Here is a 19,012-nt window from a genome sequence, read left to right on the forward strand (position 1 = left end):
ACGCGACGCTTTGCCGCGTAATGGCTCGGAGCCTTATACTCCGTCGTTTATGCCCGCCAAGCGAGGCCGCAGTGGACAAGATCCTGATACGTGGGGCACGAACCCACAACCTGAAAAATATTGACCTGACACTTCCCCGCGACAAACTGATCGTTATCACCGGGCTCTCCGGCTCAGGCAAGTCTTCGCTGGCTTTCGATACGCTGTATGCCGAAGGGCAACGCCGTTATGTCGAGTCGCTGTCTGCCTACGCCCGGCAGTTCCTGTCGATGATGGAAAAACCGGACGTCGACACGATCGAAGGTCTGTCACCAGCCATCTCCATCGAGCAGAAATCCACGTCGCACAACCCGCGCTCCACCGTGGGGACAATCACCGAGATTTACGATTACCTGCGTCTTTTATATGCGCGAGTCGGACAGCCTCGCTGCCCGGACCACGATATCCCGCTGGAAGCGCAGACCGTCAGCCAGATGGTCGATCTGGTGTTGACCCAGCCCGAGGGTAGCAAGTTGATGCTGCTTGCGCCGGTTATCCGTGAGCGCAAGGGTGAACATCTGTCGGTCTTTGAAGAGCTGCGCGCGCAAGGTTTTGTTCGCGCGCGGGTCAACGGCAAGCTGTGCGAGCTGGATGAGCTGCCGAAGCTGGACAAGCAGAAGAAGCACTCGATTGATGTGGTAGTAGACCGTTTCAAGGTCCGCGCCGATCTGCAGCAGCGCTTGGCGGAATCCTTTGAAACCGCGTTGAAGCTGGCCGACGGTATTGCGTTGGTCGCGCCCATGGACGATGAGCCGGGCGAAGAAGTGATTTTCTCTGCCCGCTTCGCCTGCCCGATCTGTGGCCATGCGATCAGCGAGCTGGAACCGAAGCTGTTCTCCTTCAACAACCCGGCCGGCGCTTGCCCGACCTGCGACGGTCTGGGCGTAAAGCAGTTCTTTGATATCAAGCGGCTGGTAAATGCCGAGTTGACGCTTGCCGAAGGCGCGATACGAGGCTGGGACAGGCGTAACGTCTATTACTTCCAGATGCTGGGGTCGTTATCCAAGCACTACGGTTTCAGTCTGGAAGTGCCGTTCAAAGAAATCCCGGCCGACATGCAGAAAATTCTGCTCAACGGCAGCGGCTCGCAGAACGTCGACTTCCGCTATCTGAACGACCGCGGCGATATCGTCAAGCGCGCGCACCCGTTCGAAGGCATCGTGCCGAATCTGGAACGTCGCTACCGGGAAACCGAATCAGCGACCGTGCGTGAAGAGCTGGCCAAGTTTCTGGGCACGCAGCCCTGCCCCGATTGCCGAGGCACCCGCTTGCGTCGTGAGGCGCGCCATGTGTGGGTAGGTGAAAAGACTTTGCCTGCGGTGACCAATTTGCCGATTGGCGATGCCACGCATTACTTCGAAACGCTCAAGCTGACCGGACGGCGAGGCGAAATTGCCGACAAGATTCTCAAGGAAATCCGTGAGCGTCTGCAGTTTCTGGTCAATGTCGGGCTGGATTACCTGACACTGGATCGCAGCGCGGACACTCTGTCCGGCGGTGAGGCTCAGCGTATCCGCCTGGCCAGCCAGATCGGCGCGGGCCTGGTCGGGGTGATGTACATCCTCGATGAGCCGTCCATTGGCCTGCACCAGCGCGATAACGATCGTTTGCTGGGCACGCTCAAGCACCTGCGCGACATTGGCAACACCGTGATTGTGGTGGAGCACGATGAAGATGCGATTCGTCTGGCCGACTATGTGGTCGACATCGGCCCGGGCGCGGGCGTGCATGGTGGTCATATCGTTGCCGAAGGTACGCCGGACGAAGTGATGTCGCATCCTGACTCACTGACCGGCAAATACCTGTCGGGCCGTGTGAAGATTGCTGTGCCCGCCAAGCGCACGCCGCGTAACAAAAAGCTGTCGCTGACGCTCAAAGGTGCGCGTGGCAACAACCTGCAGAACGTCAATCTCGATATTCCGATTGGTCTGCTGACCTGCGTGACGGGTGTTTCCGGGTCGGGCAAGTCGACGCTGATCAACAACACACTGTTTCCGCTGAGCGCCACGGCGCTGAACGGTGCCACGACGCTTGAGGCGGCCGCCCACGACAGCATCAATGGTCTGCAGCATCTGGACAAGGTCGTCGACATTGACCAGAGCCCTATTGGTCGTACGCCGCGCTCAAACCCGGCGACCTATACCGGGCTGTTCACGCCGATTCGTGAACTGTTTGCCGGTGTACCTGAATCGCGCTCACGGGGCTACGGTCCGGGCCGGTTCTCGTTCAACGTCAAGGGCGGACGCTGCGAAGCGTGCCAGGGCGACGGGCTTATCAAGGTCGAGATGCACTTTCTGCCGGACATCTACGTGCCCTGCGATGTGTGCAAGAGCAAGCGTTACAACCGTGAAACGCTTGAGATCAAGTACAAAGGCAAGAACGTCCACGAAGTGCTGGAAATGACCATCGAGGAAGCGCGTGAGTTCTTCGACGCCGTTCCGGCACTGGCGCGCAAGCTGCAAACCCTGATGGACGTAGGACTTTCCTATATCAAGCTGGGGCAATCGGCGACGACCTTGTCAGGCGGCGAGGCGCAGCGCGTCAAGCTGTCGCGTGAGCTGTCCAAGCGTGACACTGGCAAGACGCTGTACATCCTCGACGAGCCGACCACAGGCCTGCACTTCGCGGATATTCAGCAGTTGCTGGATGTATTGCATCGCCTACGCGACCACGGCAATACCGTGGTGGTGATCGAGCACAATCTGGATGTCATCAAGACGGCCGACTGGCTGGTGGACCTGGGGCCGGAAGGCGGTTCGAGAGGTGGGCAGATCATTGCGACCGGCACACCTGAACAGGTCGCCGAGATGGAACAGTCGTACACCGGGCATTACCTGAAGCCCCTGTTGATCAGAGACAGGGCTTAACCGGCGTTGCGAAAACGGGTCTGGCTTCAGTCAGACCCGGATACAAAAAAGCTCCTGTCACGCAAGTGCAGGAGCTTTTTTTATGGCTGCCGAATCAGAACTGCGATTGCAGGTAGTTGTGCAGGCCGATGGACTTGATCAAGCCCATTTGCTGTTCAAGCCAATAAGTGTGGTCTTCTTCCGTATCAGCCAGTTGCACACGCAGGATTTCACGGGTCACGTAGTCGCCGTGCAGCTCACAGAGCTCAATGCCCTTGCACAGCGCAGCGCGAACCTTGTATTCCAGACGCAGATCGCTGGCGAGCATCTCAGGCACTGTGGTGCCGACGTCCAGATCATCCGGACGCATGCGTGGCGTGCCTTCAAGCATCAGGATACGACGCATCAGCGCATCAGCGTGTTGTGCCTCTTCTTCCATCTCGTGGTTGATACGCTCATAGAGCTTTGAAAAGCCCCAGTCTTCATACATGCGCGAGTGAACGAAATATTGGTCACGAGCTGCCAGTTCGCCCGTGAGCAACGTGTTGAGATAATCGATTACTTCGGGGTGGCCTTGCATCGCACCAGACTCCTGCTTCAAAGCCGATAGTTTGAACCAAGCGCCGCGCGAGGTCACTGAGAAAAACGCAATAAACCGACGAAAAGTGGCGAAATTACGCCGTTAAGAAGCGAAAAACCGCCCAAATGAGGGCGGTTCTGTTTCTCACTTCGACTCAGCCCAGTTTTACACCCAAAGCGTTGGCGATGCCTTCCCCGTAGGCAGGGTCAGCCTTGTAGAAATGCTGCAGTTGACGCTGAACGATGTCACTGGAAACACCACCCATCGCGCCCGCAATGTTACTGATCAGCAGCGCTTTTTGATCAGCGCTCATCAGGTTGAACAACTTGCCCGCCTGACTGTAGTAATCGCCATCCACACGATGATCATGACGACCTGCGGCACCGCTCAAAGCCAGCGCGGGTTCTGCATAGCGTGGATCTTCTTTCGGTGCATCCGAATAGCTGTTTGGCTCATAGTTCGGAGCCGCCCCGCCATTGGTACCGAAGGCCATCGACCCGTCACGCTGGTAGCTATGGACTGGGTTCCGCGGTGCATTGATCGGCAATTGCTGGTGATTGGTACCTACGCGATAACGATGTGCATCAGCGTACGCAAATACGCGCCCTTGCAACATACGGTCCGGCGACAAGCCAACACCGGGCACCATGTTGCTGGGACCAAACGCTGCTTGCTCAACTTCGGCAAAGTAGTTGAGCGGGTTACGGTTCAGCTCCAGTTCACCGACTTCAATCAGCGGATATTCCTTCTGCGACCAGGTCTTGGTCACGTCGAACGGATTCTCGTGGTGGTTCGCAGCCTGGGCTTCGCTCATCAGCTGAATGCAGACCTGCCACTTGGGGAAGTCGCCCCTCTCGATAGCAGTGAACAGGTCGCGCTGGGCGTAATCGGGATCAGTGCCCGCAATGCGCGCGGCCTCGGCTGACGTGAGGTTCTTGATGCCCTGCCGGGTCTTGTAGTGCCACTTCACCCAATGACGCTCCCCTGCAGCGCTGATCAGGCTGTACGTATGGCTACCAAAGCCGTGCATGTGGCGATAGCCGTCCGGAATGCCTCGGTCCGAGAACAGAATAGTGACCTGGTGCAACGCCTCAGGCGAGTGCGACCAGAAATCCCACATCATTTGCGGACTTTTCAGGTTGGTTTGCGGAAGACGTTTCTGGGTGTGGATGAAGTCAGGAAATTTCAGCGGGTCACGGATAAAGAACACTGGCGTGTTGTTACCCACGATGTCCCAGTTACCTTCCTCGGTGTAAAACTTGATTGCAAAGCCGCGCGGGTCACGTTCGGTGTCCGCCGAGCCACGCTCACCACCTACAGTGGAGAAACGTAGAAAAATCGGGGTCTGCTTACCGATCGTGTCGAACAGCTTGGCGCTGCTGTATTGGCTGATATCACGGGTAACGGTGAACGTGCCATGAGCTCCCGATCCTTTGGCGTGTACACGACGTTCCGGAATATTCTCACGGTTAAAATGAGCAAGCTTTTCAATCAGGTGGAAATCATCGAGCAGTAAAGGACCACGCGGGCCTGCCGAGCGGGAATTCTGGTTGTCGGCGACTGGTGCACCGCTGGCGGTCGTAAGGGTCTTCTGGCTCATGTAAGTCTTCCTCTGGCGTGTATAGCCGGTTAATTGGCTTGAGAGGAAGTATTGTGGAAAACTATTGCAGCGTCGAATTCATTGCATCATGACTATCAATAGGTTTTTTTAATGCCAGGCAACAAAAAACCGGGCGCAAGGCCCGGTTTCTTGTTCAAACTGACGTCTTATTCAGCGGCTTCTACAGAGCCACCGACAGGACGATCAACCAACTCGACGTACGCCATTGGCGCGTTGTCGCCAGCACGGAAACCGCACTTGAGGATACGCAGGTAGCCGCCCTGACGGGTTGCATAGCGCTTGCCCAGATCGTTGAACAGCTTGCCGACGATTTCTTTCGAACGAGTACGGTCGAAAGCCAGACGACGGTTAGCAACGCTGTCTTCCTTGGCCAGGGTGATCAGCGGCTCGGCAACGCGACGCAGTTCCTTGGCTTTCGGCAGGGTAGTTTTGATCAGCTCGTGCTCGAACAGCGACACCGCCATGTTTTGAAACATGGCTTTGCGGTGAGAGCTGGTACGGCTCAGGTGACGTCCACTTTTACGATGACGCATGGTTCATTCCTTACCAAACTCGCGTTCGGTGATTACGACGATCAGGCCGTAGCCTTGTCGTCCTTCTTAAGACTTGCCGGCGGCCAGTTGTCGAGGCGCATGCCGAGGGAGAGACCACGAGAAGCCAGAACGTCCTTGATCTCGGTCAAGGATTTCTTGCCCAGGTTCGGAGTCTTCAACAGCTCTACTTCGGTGCGCTGAATCAGATCGCCGATGTAGTAGATGTTCTCCGCCTTAAGGCAGTTGGCCGAACGCACGGTCAGTTCCAAATCGTCAACCGGACGAAGCAGGATCGGATCGATCTCGTCTTCCTGTTCGATTACCACTGGTTCGCTGTCGCCTTTGAGGTCCACGAACGCAGCCAACTGCTGTTGCAGGATGGTTGCAGCGCGACGGATAGCCTCTTCAGGGTCCAGAGTACCGTTGGTTTCCAGATCAATAACCAGCTTGTCCAGGTTAGTACGCTGCTCGACACGGGCGTTTTCCACCACGTATGCGATACGGCGAACCGGGCTGAACGAAGAGTCAAGCTGCAAGCGACCAATGCTGCGGCTTTCGTCTTCATCGCTTTGACGCGAGTCTGCCGGCTCATAACCACGACCACGAGCTACTGTGAGCTTCATGTTCAAGACGCCGTTAGACGCCAGGTTAGCGATTACGTGATCGGGGTTAACGATCTCGACATCATGATCCAGCTGAATATCGGCAGCGGTAACCACCCCCGAACCCTTCTTCGACAAGGTCAGCGTAACTTCGTCTCGACCGTGCAGCTTGATAGCCAGACCTTTAAGGTTCAACAGGATTTCAATGACGTCTTCCTGTACACCTTCGATGGCGCTGTACTCATGGAGTACACCGTCAATCTCGGCCTCGACTACTGCACAGCCGGGCATGGAGGACAACAAAATGCGGCGAAGCGCGTTGCCCAGGGTATGGCCGAAACCACGCTCGAGAGGCTCGAGAGTGATCTTGGCGCGGGTTGGACTGACAACCTGCACATCAATATGGCGGGGTGTCAGGAACTCATTTACCGAAATCTGCATGGATGCACCTATTTTCTAGCCCTTACTTGGAGTAGAGCTCGACAATCAGGCTTTCGTTGATGTCGGCGGATAGATCACTGCGAGCTGGAACGTTCTTGAAAACGCCCGATTTCTTCTCAGTGTCTACTTCTACCCATTCTACGCGGCCACGTTGGGCACACAGATCGAGAGCCTGGACAATACGCAGCTGATTCTTAGCTTTTTCGCGGATAGCAACAACGTCGCCAGCACGAACCTGATAAGAAGGAACGTTAACGGTTTTGCCGTTTACGCTGACCGACTTGTGCGAAACCAATTGACGGGATTCGGCACGCGTCGAGCCGAAGCCCATGCGGTATACAACGTTGTCCAGACGGCATTCGAGCAGTTGCAGCAGGTTCTCGCCTGTTGCACCTTTCTTGCCGGCGGCTTCTTTGTAGTAGCCGCTGAACTGACGCTCGAGAACGCCGTAGATACGACGGACTTTTTGCTTTTCACGCAGCTGAGTACCGTAATCGGACTGGCGACCGCGGCGTTGGCCGTGGATACCTGGAGCTGCTTCGATGTTGCACTTGGATTCGATAGCGCGAACGCCGCTCTTCAGAAAGAGATCGGTGCCTTCACGACGAGCAAGTTTGCATTTTGGACCAATGTAACGAGCCATTTCTTACAGTCTCCTGGATTACACGCGGCGCTTCTTCGGCGGACGGCACCCGTTGTGCGGGATTGGCGTCACGTCGGTGATGCTGGCGATCTTATAGCCACAGCCGTTCAATGCACGGACAGCGGATTCACGACCTGGGCCTGGACCCTTGACATTGACGTCGAGGTTCTTCAGACCGTACTCCAGCGCAGCTTGACCAGCACGTTCAGCAGCTACTTGAGCAGCGAACGGGGTGGACTTGCGCGAACCACGGAAACCCGAACCGCCGGAGGTAGCCCATGAAAGAGCGTTACCTTGACGATCGGTAATGGTGACGATTGTGTTGTTAAACGACGCGTGGATGTGGGCGATGCCATCAACCACTGTCTTTTTAACTTTTTTACGAGGACGAGCAGCAGGTTTTGCCATGACTAAATTCCTGTCGTTGCGCTGGTGCGATTACTTGCGGATCGGCTTACGCGGACCTTTGCGAGTACGCGCGTTGGTCTTGGTACGCTGACCGCGTACTGGAAGACCACGACGATGACGCAGACCGCGGTAGCAGCCCAGGTCCATCAAGCGCTTGATTTTCATGTTGATTTCGCGACGCAGGTCACCTTCAGTGGTGAACTTCGCCACTTCGCCACGCAGCTGTTCAATCTGCTCGTCGCTCAGATCTTTGATTTTCACCGCCGGGTTTACACCGGTGGTTGCACAAATTTTCTGTGCAGTGGTGCGACCAACACCATAGATGTAGGTCAGCGAGATAACAGTATGCTTGTTATCTGGAATGTTAACGCCTGCAATACGGGCCATTCAGTGGGACTCCAATTGACAGCTACCTACGCCCCGGAAGCCAAGAAATAGGGCGCGAGATAATATCGCTGTAGTAACAAATAATCAACCCAGCAGCGCACTAGCTGCTGGGCTTAAGCACAAATCACAATCAGCCTTGGCGCTGCTTATGACGTGGTTCCGCGCTGCAAATTACTCGAACCACACCTTCGCGGCGAATAATCTTGCAGTTACGGCACAGCTTTTTCACCGATGCACGAACTTTCATCACCAACTCCTCGAACCTTAGGGGTGCTTCAGCGCAGCATACCGCCGCTGCCACCGTAGCCCTTCAGGTTGGCTTTCTTCATCAGGGATTCATACTGGTGCGAAACGAGGTGAGATTGCACTTGCGACATAAAGTCCATCACAACCACGACCACGATCAGCAACGAGGTCCCGCCAAGGTAGAACGGTACGTTTGCCGCAACCACCAGAAACTGGGGAAGCAGACACACGGCCGTCATATATAGAGCACCGAACATGGTCAAGCGAGTCAAAACGCCATCAATATAGCGCGCCGACTGCTCACCTGGACGAATACCCGGAATAAAGGCACCGGACTTCTTCAGGTTTTCCGCTACGTCTTTCGGATTGAACATCAACGCCGTATAGAAGAAGCAGAAGAAAATAATCCCTGCACTAAACAGCAGAATATTCAACGGCTGACCAGGAGCGATCGACTGCGAGATGTCCTGCAACCAGCCCAGACCTTCAGACTGACCAAACCAGGACCCCAACGAAGCCGGAAACAGCAAAATGCTGCTCGCGAAAATGGCTGGAATAACGCCAGCCATGTTCACTTTCAGCGGCAAGTGGCTTGTCTGTGCAGCGAAAACCTTGCGGCCCTGCTGACGCTTGGCGTAATGAACAGCGATACGACGCTGACCACGCTCAATAAACACCACGAAACCGATGATCGCTACTGCCAGCAAACCGATAGCAACCAGAGCGAAGATGTTGATATCACCCTGACGGGCAGACTCGAAAGACTGCCCAATTGCTCTCGGAAGACCAGCGACGATACCTGCGAAGATCAACATCGAGATACCGTTGCCGACACCGCGTTCGGTAATCTGCTCGCCCAGCCACATCATGAACATCGCACCTGCCACGAAGGTAGTTACGGCCACAAAGTGGAAACCCAGGTCCCCAGAAAACGCGACGCCCTGACTCGCCAGGCCAACGGACATGCCGATAGCTTGAACGAGAGCCAGGACAACGGTGCCATAGCGGGTGTACTGGCTTATCTTGCGACGGCCAGCTTCACCTTCCTTCTTCAACTGCTCCAGTTGTGGGCTGACGGCGGTCATCAACTGCATGATGATCGATGCCGAAATATACGGCATGATCCCCAATGCAAAGATGCTCATCCGTTCCAGCGCGCCACCGGAAAACATGTTGAACAAGCTAAGAATGGTCCCCTCATTCTGTCGAAACAGTTCTGCGAGTCGGTCAGGGTTAATACCTGGAACCGGGATGTGTGCGCCTATTCGGTAGACGATAATCGCCAGGAACAGAAAACGCAGACGAGCCCAGAGTTCAGACATACCGCCTTTGCCGAGCGCAGAGAGAGCACCTTGCTTAGCCATTTATTCCTCGAACTTGCCGCCAGCTGCTTCGATAGCCGCACGCGCACCTTTGGTGGCGGCGATACCCTTGATAGTAACAGCGCGAGTAACTTCGCCCGACAGCATGATTTTCACACGCTGAACGTTCTGGTTAATCACGTTGGCATCTTTCAGGGACTGCACAGTTACGATGTCGCCTTCCACTTTAGCCAGCTCGGACAGACGCACTTCTGCGCGGTCCATGGCTTTCAGGGAAACGAAACCGAATTTTGGCAGGCGACGATGCAGCGGCTGTTGGCCGCCCTCAAAGCCCGGAGCAATAGTGCCACCGGAGCGGGAGCTTTGACCTTTGTGGCCACGGCCACCGGTCTTGCCCAAACCGCTACCGATACCACGGCCCGGACGATGCTTTTCGCGACGGGAACCCGGCGCTGGACTTAGATCATTGAGTTTCATCGATTAACCCTCGACTCGCAGCATGTAGTAAGCCTTGTTGATCATCCCGCGATTTTCGGGAGTATCCAGGACTTCTACAGTGTGACCGATGCGACGCAGACCCAAACCCTTAATGCACAATCTGTGATTAGGGATGCGGCCGGTCATGCTTTTGATCAGCGTTACTTTAACGGTAGCCATGATCAGATGATCTCCTCAACACGCTTGCCACGTTTGGCAGCGATCGACTCAGGAGACTGCATGCCCTTCAAACCCTTGAAAGTGGCGTGAACCACGTTTACCGGGTTAGTCGAACCGTAGCACTTGGCCAATACGTTCTGGACACCAGCAACTTCCAGCACTGCGCGCATTGCGCCGCCAGCGATGATACCGGTACCTTCAGAAGCAGGCTGCATGTACACCTTCGAGGCGCCATGAGCAGACTTCATTGCGTACTGCAAGGTAGTGCCGTTCAGATCAACCTGAATCATGTTGCGACGAGCAGCTTCCATCGCCTTCTGGATCGCAGCAGGCACTTCACGTGACTTGCCACGGCCGAAGCCAACGCGCCCCTTACCATCACCCACTACGGTCAACGCAGTGAAAGTGAAGATACGGCCGCCTTTTACGGTTTTGGCCACGCGGTTAACTTGAACCAGCTTCTCGATGTAGCCTTCGTCGCGTTTTTGGTCGTGATTTGACATAACTTAGAACTCCAGCCCGCCTTCACGAGCAGCATCAGCCAGCGCTTTGACACGGCCGTGGTACTTGAAGCCAGAACGGTCGAAAGCGACTTGCGATACACCCGCGGCTTTCGCGCGCTCGGCGACCAGCTTGCCAACCTTAGTGGCCGCGTCGATGTTGCCAGTGGCGCCATCACGCAGTTCTTTGTCCAAAGTCGAGGCGCTTGCCAGGACTTTGCTGCCGTCGGCCGAGATGACCTGGGCATAAATGTGCTGCGAAGAGCGGTGCACGCAGAGACGCACGACTTCTAGCTCGTGCATTTTCAGGCGTGCTTTGCGAGCGCGACGCAGTCGGGTAACTTTTTTGACGGTCATTTGCTATGCCCTACTTCTTCTTGGCTTCTTTACGGCGGACGACTTCGTCCGCGTAACGCACACCTTTGCCTTTGTAAGGCTCAGGACGGCGGAAGTCGCGGATCTCAGCGGCCACTTGACCAACCAACTGCTTATCGATACCGCGAATCAGGATATCGGTCTGGCTGGGGGTCTCAGCGGTGATGCCATTCGGCAATTCATAGTCCACCGGGTGCGAGAAGCCAAGTGCAAGGTTCAGGACCGTGCCTTTTGCTTGCGCCTTGTAACCAACACCGACCAGCTGGAGCTTACGCTCAAAGCCTTGGCTTACGCCCTGGACCATGTTGTTAACCAGTGCACGAGTGGTGCCTGCCATTGCGCGGGTTTGTTGATCGCCATTGCGAGCAGCGAAACGCAGCTCACCAGCTTCTTCAACAATCTCAACGGACGAATGGATGTTCAGTTCTAGAGTGCCCTTGGCACCCTTCACCGAAAGCTGCTGGCCGACGAGTTTAACTTCGACGCCGGATGGCAACTTAACGGGGTTCTTAGCTACGCGTGACATGCTTATCCCCCCTTAGAACACAGTGCAAAGCACTTCGCCACCGACACCGGCAGCGCGCGCAGCACGATCCGTCATCACACCTTTACTGGTGGAGACGATAGACACACCAAGACCGCCACGAACTTTCGGCAGATCATCGGAGGACTTGTACTGACGCAAGCCTGGGCGGCTGACGCGCTTAACCTCTTCGATGACCGGACGGCCTTCGAAGTACTTAAGCTCGATGGACAGCGAGGATTTAACTTCGCTGCTGATCTGATAACCCGCAATGTAGCCTTCGTCCTTCAGGACTTTTGCTACAGCAACCTTCAACGTGGAAGATGGCATGCTTACGACGGGCTTTTCAGCCATCTGGGCATTACGGATACGAGTTAGCATGTCCGCTAACGGGTCCTGCATACTCATGGGCTAGACGCTCCTAAAACAAAATAATTAGCCTTGCGGCTACAGCTTGATCGCCGAGAACTTCCGGGCAAGTAAAAACACGGGCTCAGGCGAGCCGGCAATTCTAGTCCTACCCCGGAAATGAATCAAGCCCCAAAAGGGGCTCGATTCAAATTCAGGCCTCATCCCGACCGGCGACTTGCGTAACCGACGGGACGAAGCGAGAGGTGTCGCCTTACCAGCTGGCTTTAACCAGACCTGGAACGTCGCCACGCATTGCTGCTTCACGCAGCTTGTTACGGCCGAGGCCGAACTTGCGATAGACGCCGTGCGGACGACCAGTGATGCGGCAACGGTTACGCATGCGCGCAGCGCTTGCGTCACGTGGTTGCTTCTGCAGGGCTACGGTCGCTTCCCAACGTGCTTCTGGACTTGCGTTCAGATCAACGATGATAGCTTTCAGCTCTGCACGCTTCTTGGCGTACTTGGCAACGGTGAGCTGACGCTTCAGCTCACGGTTTTTCATGCTCTTCTTGGCCATTTTCCTACTCCAATCAGTTGCGGAACGGGAATTTGAAAGCACGCAGCAATGCGCGGCCTTCATCATCGTTCTTGGCAGTGGTGGTCAGGGTAATGTCCAGACCGCGGAGAGCATCGATCTTGTCGTAGTCGATTTCCGGGAAAATGATCTGCTCTTTTACGCCCATGCTGTAGTTACCACGACCATCGAAGGACTTGGCATTCAGGCCGCGGAAGTCGCGAACCCGAGGCAGGGAGATCGACAGCAGACGATCCAGGAATTCATACATACGATCGCGGCGCAGAGTCACTTTGACGCCGATCGGCCAACCTTCGCGGACTTTAAAGCCAGCAATGGATTTCCGAGCGTAAGTCACAACGACTTTTTGACCGGTGATCTTTTCCAGGTCAGCAACAGCGTGCTCGATGACTTTTTTGTCGCCGATCGCTTCGCCCAGACCCATGTTCAGGGTGATTTTAGTAACGCGCGGAACTTCCATCACGTTCGAAAGCTTAAGTTCTTCCTTAAGTTTCGGAGCGATTTCCTTCCGGTAAATCTCTTTTAGTCGTGCCATGGTCTTCTACCTAGCAGTGTTCAAGCATCAACCGCTTTTTGGGTCGACTTGAAGACACGAATTTTCTTGCCGTCTTCAACTTTGAAACCAACGCGGTCAGCCTTGTTGGTTGCGCCGTTGAAAATGGCGACGTTGGAAGCGTGCAGTGGCGCTTCTTTCTCGACGATACCGCCCTGTACGCCCGACATCGGGTTTGGCTTGGTATGACGCTTCACCAGGTTGATCCCACCAACAACCAGACGGTCGTCAGCGAGAACCTTGAGCACCTTACCGCGCTTACCTTTGTCTTTGCCGGCGATCACGATGATCTCGTCGTCACGACGAATCTTTTGCATGTCTGATCTCCTTAAAGCACTTCAGGGGCGAGCGAGACGATCTTCATGAACTTCTCAGTACGAAGTTCACGGGTCACTGGCCCAAAGATACGGGTACCGATCGGCTCTTGCTTGTTGTTCAACAGAACAGCAGCGTTGCCGTCAAAGCGGATGATGGAGCCGTCTGCACGACGAACGCCGTGGCGAGTGCGGACTACAACTGCAGTCATCACTTGGCCTTTTTTCACCTTACCGCGCGGAATTGCTTCCTTGACGGTCACTTTGATGATGTCACCGATACCAGCGTAACGACGATGGGAGCCACCCAGCACCTTGATGCACATAACGCGGCGTGCGCCGCTGTTATCGGCCACATCGAGCATGGATTGAGTCTGAATCATATAATTTCTCCGACCCCTAGCCCTTAGACTTCCACAGCGCGTTCGAGGATATCAACCAACGCCCAAGACTTGGTCTTGGCTACCGGACGAGTTTCACGAATCGTGACCTTGTCGCCGATATGGCATTGGTTGGTTTCGTCGTGCGCGTGCAGCTTAGTCGAACGCTTAACGTATTTACCGTAGATCGGGTGCTTAACGCGACGCTCGATCAGAACGGTGATGGTCTTGTCCATCTTGTCGCTGACAACACGGCCAGTCAGCGTACGGACAGTTTTTTCGGCTTCAGCCATGATTACTTACCTGCCTGCTGGTTGAGCACAGTTTTCACGCGAGCGATGTCACGCTTAACTTGCGAGAGCAGATGAGACTGCCCCAACTGGCCAGTTGCTTTCTGCATACGCAGATTGAACTGGTCGCGCAGCAGGCCGAGCAGTTGCTCGTTCAGCTGCTGTGCTGATTTGTCACGAAGTTCATTCGCTTTCATCACATCACCGTCCGCTTAACAAAGGAGGTGGCGAGCGGCAGCTTTGCAGCAGCCAGGGCGAAAGCCTCACGCGCCAGCTCTTCAGTAACACCCTCGATTTCATACAGGACTTTGCCTGGCTGAATCTGGGCAACCCAGTACTCCACGTTACCCTTACCTTTACCCATCCGAACTTCGAGTGGCTTCTTGGTAACAGGCTTGTCCGGGAACACACGGATCCAGATCTTGCCGCCACGCTTAACGTGACGGGTCAGAGCACGACGCGCTGACTCGATCTGACGAGCGGTGAGACGACCACGAGCAACAGACTTCAGCGCGAACTCGCCGAAGCTGACTTTGCTACCGCGCAGTGCCAGACCACGGTTGTGGCCGGTCATCTGCTTGCGGAACTTCGTACGCTTTGGTTGCAACATTTGGCGTACCCCTTACTTAGCAGCTTTTTTACGAGGCGCTGGTGCTTGTGGTTTCAGTTCTTCTTGGCGACCACCAATTACTTCGCCTTTGAAGATCCAAACCTTTACACCGATCACACCGTAAGTGGTGTGAGCTTCGTAGTTGGCATAGTCGATGTCGGCACGCAGGGTGTGCAGTGGCACACGACCTTCGCGATACCATTCAGTACGTGCGATTTCAGCACCGCCGAGACGACCGCTCACTTGGATTTTGATGCCTTTGGCACCAATGCGCATGGCGTTCTGAACAGCGCGCTTCATAGCGCGACGGAACATTACACGACGCTCCAGCTGCTGAGCTACGCTCTGCGCAACCAGCATACCGTCGAGCTCCGGCTTGCGGATCTCTTCGATATTGATGTGCACAGGCACACCCATTTGCTTGGTCAGGTCCTGACGCAGTTTCTCAACATCTTCACCTTTCTTCCCGATAACGATACCTGGACGAGCGGTGTGGATGGTGATACGTGCTGTCTGAGCCGGACGATGGATATCGATACGGCTGACGGACGCGCTTTTTAATTTGTCTTGGAGGTACTCACGCACTTTCAGATCAGCGAACAAATAGTCCGCATAAGTCCGACCGCCTGCGTACCAGACGGAGGTGTGCTCCTTGACGATTCCCAGGCGAATGCCAATGGGATGTACTTTCTGACCCATCTCTTCGACTCCGTTACTTGTCAGCAACCTTGACAGTGATATGGCAAGACCGCTTGACGATGCGATCAGCACGGCCTTTAGCACGTGGCATGATGCGCTTCAGCGAACGCCCTTCGTTGACGAAAACGGTGGAGACCTTAAGGTCATCAACGTCTGCGCCTTCGTTATGCTCGGCGTTGGCTACAGCCGACTCCAGCACTTTCTTCAGGATCTCGGCGGCTTTCTTACTGCTGAAAGCCAACAGGTTGAGCGCTTCGCCCACCTTCTTCCCGCGGATCTGGTCGGCGACCAAGCGGGCTTTCTGGGCGGAGATTCGAGCGCCCGACAACTTAGCGGCTACTTCCATCGTTCCTTACCCCTTAACGCTTGGCTTTCTTGTCTGCCACGTGCCCACGATATGTGCGGGTACCGGCAAACTCGCCTAGTTTATGGCCGACCATGTCTTCGTTCACGAGAACTGGAACATGTTGACGACCGTTATGCACTGCGATGGTCAGACCGACCATTTGTGGCAGGATCATCGAACGACGCGACCAGGTTTTAACTGGTTTGCGATCGTTCTTTTCCGCCGCCACTTCGATCTTCTTCAGTAGGTGAAGATCAATAAAAGGACCTTTTTTCAGAGAACGTGGCACTGTCGTATCCCTCTATTTACTTGCGACGACGGACGATCATTTTGTCGGTACGCTTATTACCACGAGTCTTCGCGCCCTTAGTCGGGAAGCCCCACGGCGATACCGGATGACGACCACCAGAGGTACGACCTTCACCACCACCATGTGGGTGGTCAACCGGGTTCATGGCAACACCACGAACGGTTGGGCGAACGCCACGCCAGCGTTTGGCACCAGCTTTACCCAGCGAACGAAGGCTGTGCTCGGAGTTCGAGACTTCGCCCAGCGTTGCACGGCATTCAGACAGTACTTTACGCATTTCACCGGAGCGAAGACGCAGGGTTACGTACACACCTTCACGAGCGATCAGCTGTGCGGAAGCACCAGCGGAACGGGCGATTTGTGCGCCTTTACCTGGCTTCAGTTCGATGCCGTGTACGGTGCTACCAACTGGAATGTTGCGCAGTTGAAGAGCGTTGCCCGGCTTGATTGGTGCCAGAGCACCTGCAATCAGCTGGTCGCCAGCACTCACGCCTTTAGGGGCGATGATGTAGCGGCGCTCGCCGTCTGCGTAAAGCAGCAGAGCAATGTGAGCAGTACGGTTTGGATCGTATTCGATACGCTCGACGGTGGCAGCGATGCCATCCTTATCGTTGCGACGGAAATCGACCAGACGATAATGCTGCTTATGGCCACCACCGATATGACGGGTAGTAATACGACCATTGTTGTTACGACCACCAGACTTCGATTTTTTCTCGAGCAGCGGTGCGTGAGGAGCCCCTTTATGCAGCTCCTGGTTGACCACCTTGACCACAAAACGGCGGCCAGGGGAAGTCGGTTTGCATTTAACGATTGCCATGATGCACCCCTTCCTTACTCAGCACTGCTGCTGAAATCGAGATCTTGGCCTGGCTGAAGGGAGATAACTGCCTTCTTCCAGTCATTACGCTTGCCCAGACCGCGAGCAGTGCGCTTGCTCTTACCCAGAACATTCAGGGTAGTAACACGCTCTACCTTCACGCTGAACAGGCTTTCGACGGCCTTCTTGATTTCCAGCTTGGTTGCGTCAGTAGCAACCTTGAAAACGAACTGACCTTTTTTGTCTGCAAGAACCGTAGCCTTTTCGGAAACGTGCGGGCCAAGCAGAACTTTAAATACGCGTTCCTGGTTCATCCCAGCAGCTCCTCGAATTTCTTCACGGCCGACACAGTGATCAACACCTTGTCGTATGCGATCAGACTAACTGGATCGGAACCTTGAACATCACGTACATCGACGTGCGGCAGGTTACGAGCAGCCAGGTACAGATTCTGGTCAACAGCGTCAGACACGATCAGGACGTCAGTAAGGCCCATGCCAGTCAGCTTGTTCAGCAGATCTTTGGTTTTCGGTGCTTCAACAGCGAAGTCCTGAACCACGACCAGACGATCAGTACGAACCAGTTCAGCAAGGATGGAGCGCAGAGCAGCGCGATACATCTTCTTGTTGAGCTTCTGAGTGTGATCCTGAGGACGAGCTGCGAAAGTGGTACCGCCGCCACGCCAGATTGGGCTACGGATAGTACCGGCACGAGCACGGCCAGTACCTTTCTGACGCCAAGGGCGCTTACCGCCACCACGAACGTCGGAACGGGTCTTTTGCTGCTTGCTACCCTGACGACCGCCAGCCATGTAGGCCACGACTGCCTGGTGAACCAGCGTCTCGTTGAATTCGCCGCCAAATGTCAGTTCGGAAACTTCGATTGCCTGAGCGTCATTTACATTTAATTGCATGTCAGCTTCCCCTTAACCGCGAGCCTTGGCTGCCGGACGTACAACCAGGTTGCCGCCAGTAGCGCCAGGAACAGCACCCTTGACCAACAACAGATTGCGTTCAGCGTCCACGCGCACTACTTCCAGGGACTGCACGGTCACGCGCTCAGCGCCCATATGACCGGACATTTTTTTGCCCTTGAATACACGACCAGGAGTCTGGCACTGGCCGATAGAGCCTGGGACGCGGTGGGAGACGGAGTTACCGTGGGTATTGTCTTGACCACGGAAATTCCAACGCTTGATCGTACCCTGGAAGCCTTTACCCTTGGACTGACCGGTTACATCAACCAGTTGACCAGCGGCGAAGATTTCAGCGCTGATCTGATCGCCAGCCTGGTAGTCGCCTTCTTCAAGACGGAATTCCATGACGGTACGACCGGCGGCAACGTTCGCCTTAGCGAAGTGGCCAGCCTGAGCGGCTGTAACACGCGAAGCACGACGCTCGCCGACAGTGACTTGCACTGCACGATAGCCATCGGTTTCTTCGGTTTTGAACTGAGTGACGCGATTCGGTTCGATCTCAATGACCGTGACCGGAATGGAGACACCTTCTTCGGTGAAAATACGGGTCATACCGCATTTACGACCGACTACACCAATAGTCATGTTGTAAACCTCATGAGTGTACGGGGCTTTCACCCGCTATGGCCGCCCATTTCAGAGCGTTACACGACTAAGACCCAAGTCTTAGCCGAGGCTGATCTGAACTTCCACACCGGCCGCAAGATCAAGCTTCATAAGCGCATCAACGGTTTTTTCCGTTGGCTGAACAATGTCCAGAACACGCTTGTGAGTACGGATCTCATACTGGTCGCGCGCGTCTTTGTTGACGTGCGGAGAAACCAGAACGGTGAACCGCTCTTTACGAGTCGGCAGTGGAATCGGACCACGCACCTGTGCACCAGTACGTTTCGCGGTTTCCACGATTTCCTGGGTTGATTGGTCGATCAGGCGATGGTCAAAAGCCTTCAACCTGATACGGATTTGCTGGTTTTGCATTGGATTCAGACTCCAGATTGCTGTTCCCACCGAGCGCAATACGCCCGTTAAAAGGAGGCGCAATTCT

At 55.2% G+C, this 19,012-nt stretch carries 31 protein-coding genes; 1 reads left to right on the forward strand and 30 read right to left on the reverse strand.

What is annotated here, in order from left to right; all coding sequences use genetic code 11:
• Positions 1-71 precede the first annotated feature (71 nt).
• Positions 72-2,906, forward strand: coding sequence for an excinuclease ABC subunit UvrA (gene uvrA, locus RGM3321_RS02545; protein WP_244391460.1), 2,835 nt, complete (start codon positions 72-74; stop codon positions 2,904-2,906).
• Between the two features lie 94 nt (positions 2,907-3,000).
• On the opposite strand, the gene bfr is transcribed toward uvrA, so the two are convergent.
• The 30 genes from bfr to rpsJ all read right to left on the reverse strand — a co-directional run bounded on the left by bfr (position 3,001) and on the right by rpsJ (position 18,945).
• Complete coding sequence (bfr, locus tag RGM3321_RS02550; RefSeq protein ID WP_244391462.1) at positions 3,001-3,465, reverse strand: bacterioferritin; 465 nt, start codon at positions 3,463-3,465, stop codon at positions 3,001-3,003.
• A gap of 154 nt (positions 3,466-3,619) precedes the next feature.
• The gene (locus RGM3321_RS02555) at positions 3,620-5,065 is read right to left on the reverse strand and encodes a catalase (RefSeq protein WP_244391464.1); all 1,446 of its coding nucleotides are present in this window, start codon (positions 5,063-5,065) and stop codon (positions 3,620-3,622) included.
• 167 nt (positions 5,066-5,232) lie between these two features.
• Complete coding sequence (gene rplQ / locus RGM3321_RS02560) at positions 5,233-5,619, reverse strand: 50S ribosomal protein L17 (protein ID WP_002555463.1); 387 nt, start codon at positions 5,617-5,619, stop codon at positions 5,233-5,235.
• A 41-nt stretch (positions 5,620-5,660) separates the two neighbouring features.
• Positions 5,661-6,662 carry a DNA-directed RNA polymerase subunit alpha gene (rpoA, locus tag RGM3321_RS02565; protein ID WP_002555464.1) on the reverse strand — a complete coding sequence of 334 codons (1,002 nt, stop codon included), beginning with the start codon at positions 6,660-6,662 and terminating at the stop codon, positions 5,661-5,663.
• A 22-nt stretch (positions 6,663-6,684) separates the two neighbouring features.
• Positions 6,685-7,305 carry a 30S ribosomal protein S4 gene (rpsD, locus tag RGM3321_RS02570; RefSeq protein ID WP_002555465.1) on the reverse strand — a complete coding sequence of 207 codons (621 nt, stop codon included), beginning with the start codon at positions 7,303-7,305 and terminating at the stop codon, positions 6,685-6,687.
• 18 nt (positions 7,306-7,323) lie between these two features.
• Complete coding sequence (gene rpsK / locus RGM3321_RS02575) at positions 7,324-7,713, reverse strand: 30S ribosomal protein S11 (protein WP_002555466.1); 390 nt, start codon at positions 7,711-7,713, stop codon at positions 7,324-7,326.
• Between the two features lie 30 nt (positions 7,714-7,743).
• Positions 7,744-8,100: a 30S ribosomal protein S13 gene (gene rpsM, locus RGM3321_RS02580; protein ID WP_002555467.1), complete on the reverse strand. Its 357-nt coding sequence runs from the start codon at positions 8,098-8,100 to the stop codon at positions 7,744-7,746.
• A 130-nt stretch (positions 8,101-8,230) separates the two neighbouring features.
• Positions 8,231-8,347, reverse strand: a complete 117-nt coding sequence (gene rpmJ, locus RGM3321_RS02585) for a 50S ribosomal protein L36 (protein WP_002555468.1) — start codon at positions 8,345-8,347, stop codon at positions 8,231-8,233.
• 28 nt (positions 8,348-8,375) lie between these two features.
• Positions 8,376-9,710, reverse strand: coding sequence for a preprotein translocase subunit SecY (gene secY / locus RGM3321_RS02590; RefSeq protein ID WP_002555469.1), 1,335 nt, complete (start codon positions 9,708-9,710; stop codon positions 8,376-8,378).
• Entirely contained in the window at positions 9,711-10,145 is a 435-nt protein-coding gene (gene rplO / locus RGM3321_RS02595; RefSeq protein ID WP_002555470.1) for a 50S ribosomal protein L15, read from the reverse strand.
• 3 nt (positions 10,146-10,148) lie between these two features.
• On the reverse strand, positions 10,149-10,325 hold the full coding sequence (gene rpmD / locus RGM3321_RS02600; protein WP_002555471.1) for a 50S ribosomal protein L30: 177 nt from the start codon (positions 10,323-10,325) through the stop codon (positions 10,149-10,151).
• Positions 10,326-10,327: 2 nt separating this feature from the next.
• On the reverse strand, positions 10,328-10,828 hold the full coding sequence (gene rpsE / locus RGM3321_RS02605; protein WP_003317099.1) for a 30S ribosomal protein S5: 501 nt from the start codon (positions 10,826-10,828) through the stop codon (positions 10,328-10,330).
• Between the two features lie 3 nt (positions 10,829-10,831).
• Positions 10,832-11,182 carry a 50S ribosomal protein L18 gene (gene rplR, locus RGM3321_RS02610; RefSeq protein WP_002555473.1) on the reverse strand — a complete coding sequence of 117 codons (351 nt, stop codon included), beginning with the start codon at positions 11,180-11,182 and terminating at the stop codon, positions 10,832-10,834.
• A gap of 10 nt (positions 11,183-11,192) precedes the next feature.
• A complete protein-coding gene (rplF, locus tag RGM3321_RS02615; protein ID WP_003369019.1) occupies positions 11,193-11,726 on the reverse strand; it encodes a 50S ribosomal protein L6 in 534 nt (177 codons plus the stop codon).
• A gap of 12 nt (positions 11,727-11,738) precedes the next feature.
• Positions 11,739-12,131, reverse strand: coding sequence for a 30S ribosomal protein S8 (rpsH, locus tag RGM3321_RS02620; RefSeq protein ID WP_002555475.1), 393 nt, complete (start codon positions 12,129-12,131; stop codon positions 11,739-11,741).
• A 214-nt stretch (positions 12,132-12,345) separates the two neighbouring features.
• Positions 12,346-12,651, reverse strand: coding sequence for a 30S ribosomal protein S14 (rpsN, locus tag RGM3321_RS02625; RefSeq protein ID WP_002555476.1), 306 nt, complete (start codon positions 12,649-12,651; stop codon positions 12,346-12,348).
• Between the two features lie 13 nt (positions 12,652-12,664).
• A complete protein-coding gene (gene rplE, locus RGM3321_RS02630; RefSeq protein WP_002555477.1) occupies positions 12,665-13,204 on the reverse strand; it encodes a 50S ribosomal protein L5 in 540 nt (179 codons plus the stop codon).
• A 20-nt stretch (positions 13,205-13,224) separates the two neighbouring features.
• Positions 13,225-13,539, reverse strand: a complete 315-nt coding sequence (gene rplX / locus RGM3321_RS02635; RefSeq protein WP_002555478.1) for a 50S ribosomal protein L24 — start codon at positions 13,537-13,539, stop codon at positions 13,225-13,227.
• 11 nt (positions 13,540-13,550) lie between these two features.
• Positions 13,551-13,919, reverse strand: coding sequence for a 50S ribosomal protein L14 (gene rplN, locus RGM3321_RS02640; protein ID WP_002555479.1), 369 nt, complete (start codon positions 13,917-13,919; stop codon positions 13,551-13,553).
• Between the two features lie 23 nt (positions 13,920-13,942).
• Entirely contained in the window at positions 13,943-14,209 is a 267-nt protein-coding gene (gene rpsQ / locus RGM3321_RS02645) for a 30S ribosomal protein S17 (RefSeq protein ID WP_002555480.1), read from the reverse strand.
• 2 nt (positions 14,210-14,211) lie between these two features.
• Positions 14,212-14,403 carry a 50S ribosomal protein L29 gene (gene rpmC, locus RGM3321_RS02650; RefSeq protein ID WP_065759204.1) on the reverse strand — a complete coding sequence of 64 codons (192 nt, stop codon included), beginning with the start codon at positions 14,401-14,403 and terminating at the stop codon, positions 14,212-14,214.
• Positions 14,403-14,816: a 50S ribosomal protein L16 gene (gene rplP / locus RGM3321_RS02655; protein WP_002555482.1), complete on the reverse strand. Its 414-nt coding sequence runs from the start codon at positions 14,814-14,816 to the stop codon at positions 14,403-14,405. The genes rpmC and rplP overlap by 1 nt, the downstream gene beginning before the upstream one ends.
• A 12-nt stretch (positions 14,817-14,828) precedes the next feature.
• Positions 14,829-15,515, reverse strand: a complete 687-nt coding sequence (gene rpsC / locus RGM3321_RS02660; RefSeq protein WP_244391465.1) for a 30S ribosomal protein S3 — start codon at positions 15,513-15,515, stop codon at positions 14,829-14,831.
• Positions 15,516-15,528: 13 nt separating this feature from the next.
• Positions 15,529-15,861 carry a 50S ribosomal protein L22 gene (rplV, locus tag RGM3321_RS02665; protein ID WP_002555485.1) on the reverse strand — a complete coding sequence of 111 codons (333 nt, stop codon included), beginning with the start codon at positions 15,859-15,861 and terminating at the stop codon, positions 15,529-15,531.
• A gap of 13 nt (positions 15,862-15,874) precedes the next feature.
• A complete protein-coding gene (gene rpsS, locus RGM3321_RS02670) occupies positions 15,875-16,150 on the reverse strand; it encodes a 30S ribosomal protein S19 (RefSeq protein WP_002555486.1) in 276 nt (91 codons plus the stop codon).
• A 16-nt stretch (positions 16,151-16,166) separates the two neighbouring features.
• A complete protein-coding gene (gene rplB / locus RGM3321_RS02675) occupies positions 16,167-16,991 on the reverse strand; it encodes a 50S ribosomal protein L2 (RefSeq protein WP_003317104.1) in 825 nt (274 codons plus the stop codon).
• Positions 16,992-17,005: 14 nt separating this feature from the next.
• Positions 17,006-17,305: a 50S ribosomal protein L23 gene (rplW, locus tag RGM3321_RS02680; RefSeq protein ID WP_002555488.1), complete on the reverse strand. Its 300-nt coding sequence runs from the start codon at positions 17,303-17,305 to the stop codon at positions 17,006-17,008.
• The gene (gene rplD, locus RGM3321_RS02685; RefSeq protein ID WP_002555489.1) at positions 17,302-17,904 is read right to left on the reverse strand and encodes a 50S ribosomal protein L4; all 603 of its coding nucleotides are present in this window, start codon (positions 17,902-17,904) and stop codon (positions 17,302-17,304) included. Before rplD ends, rplW begins: the two co-directional genes overlap by 4 nt.
• A 12-nt stretch (positions 17,905-17,916) precedes the next feature.
• Entirely contained in the window at positions 17,917-18,552 is a 636-nt protein-coding gene (rplC, locus tag RGM3321_RS02690) for a 50S ribosomal protein L3 (protein ID WP_122234782.1), read from the reverse strand.
• Between the two features lie 81 nt (positions 18,553-18,633).
• Positions 18,634-18,945, reverse strand: coding sequence for a 30S ribosomal protein S10 (rpsJ, locus tag RGM3321_RS02695; RefSeq protein ID WP_002555491.1), 312 nt, complete (start codon positions 18,943-18,945; stop codon positions 18,634-18,636).
• Between the last annotated feature and the right edge of the window lie 67 nt (positions 18,946-19,012).

The sequence above is a fragment of the Pseudomonas sp. RGM 3321 genome (genome assembly GCF_022836805.1).
Taxonomy (GTDB): Bacteria; Pseudomonadota; Gammaproteobacteria; order Pseudomonadales; family Pseudomonadaceae; genus Aquipseudomonas.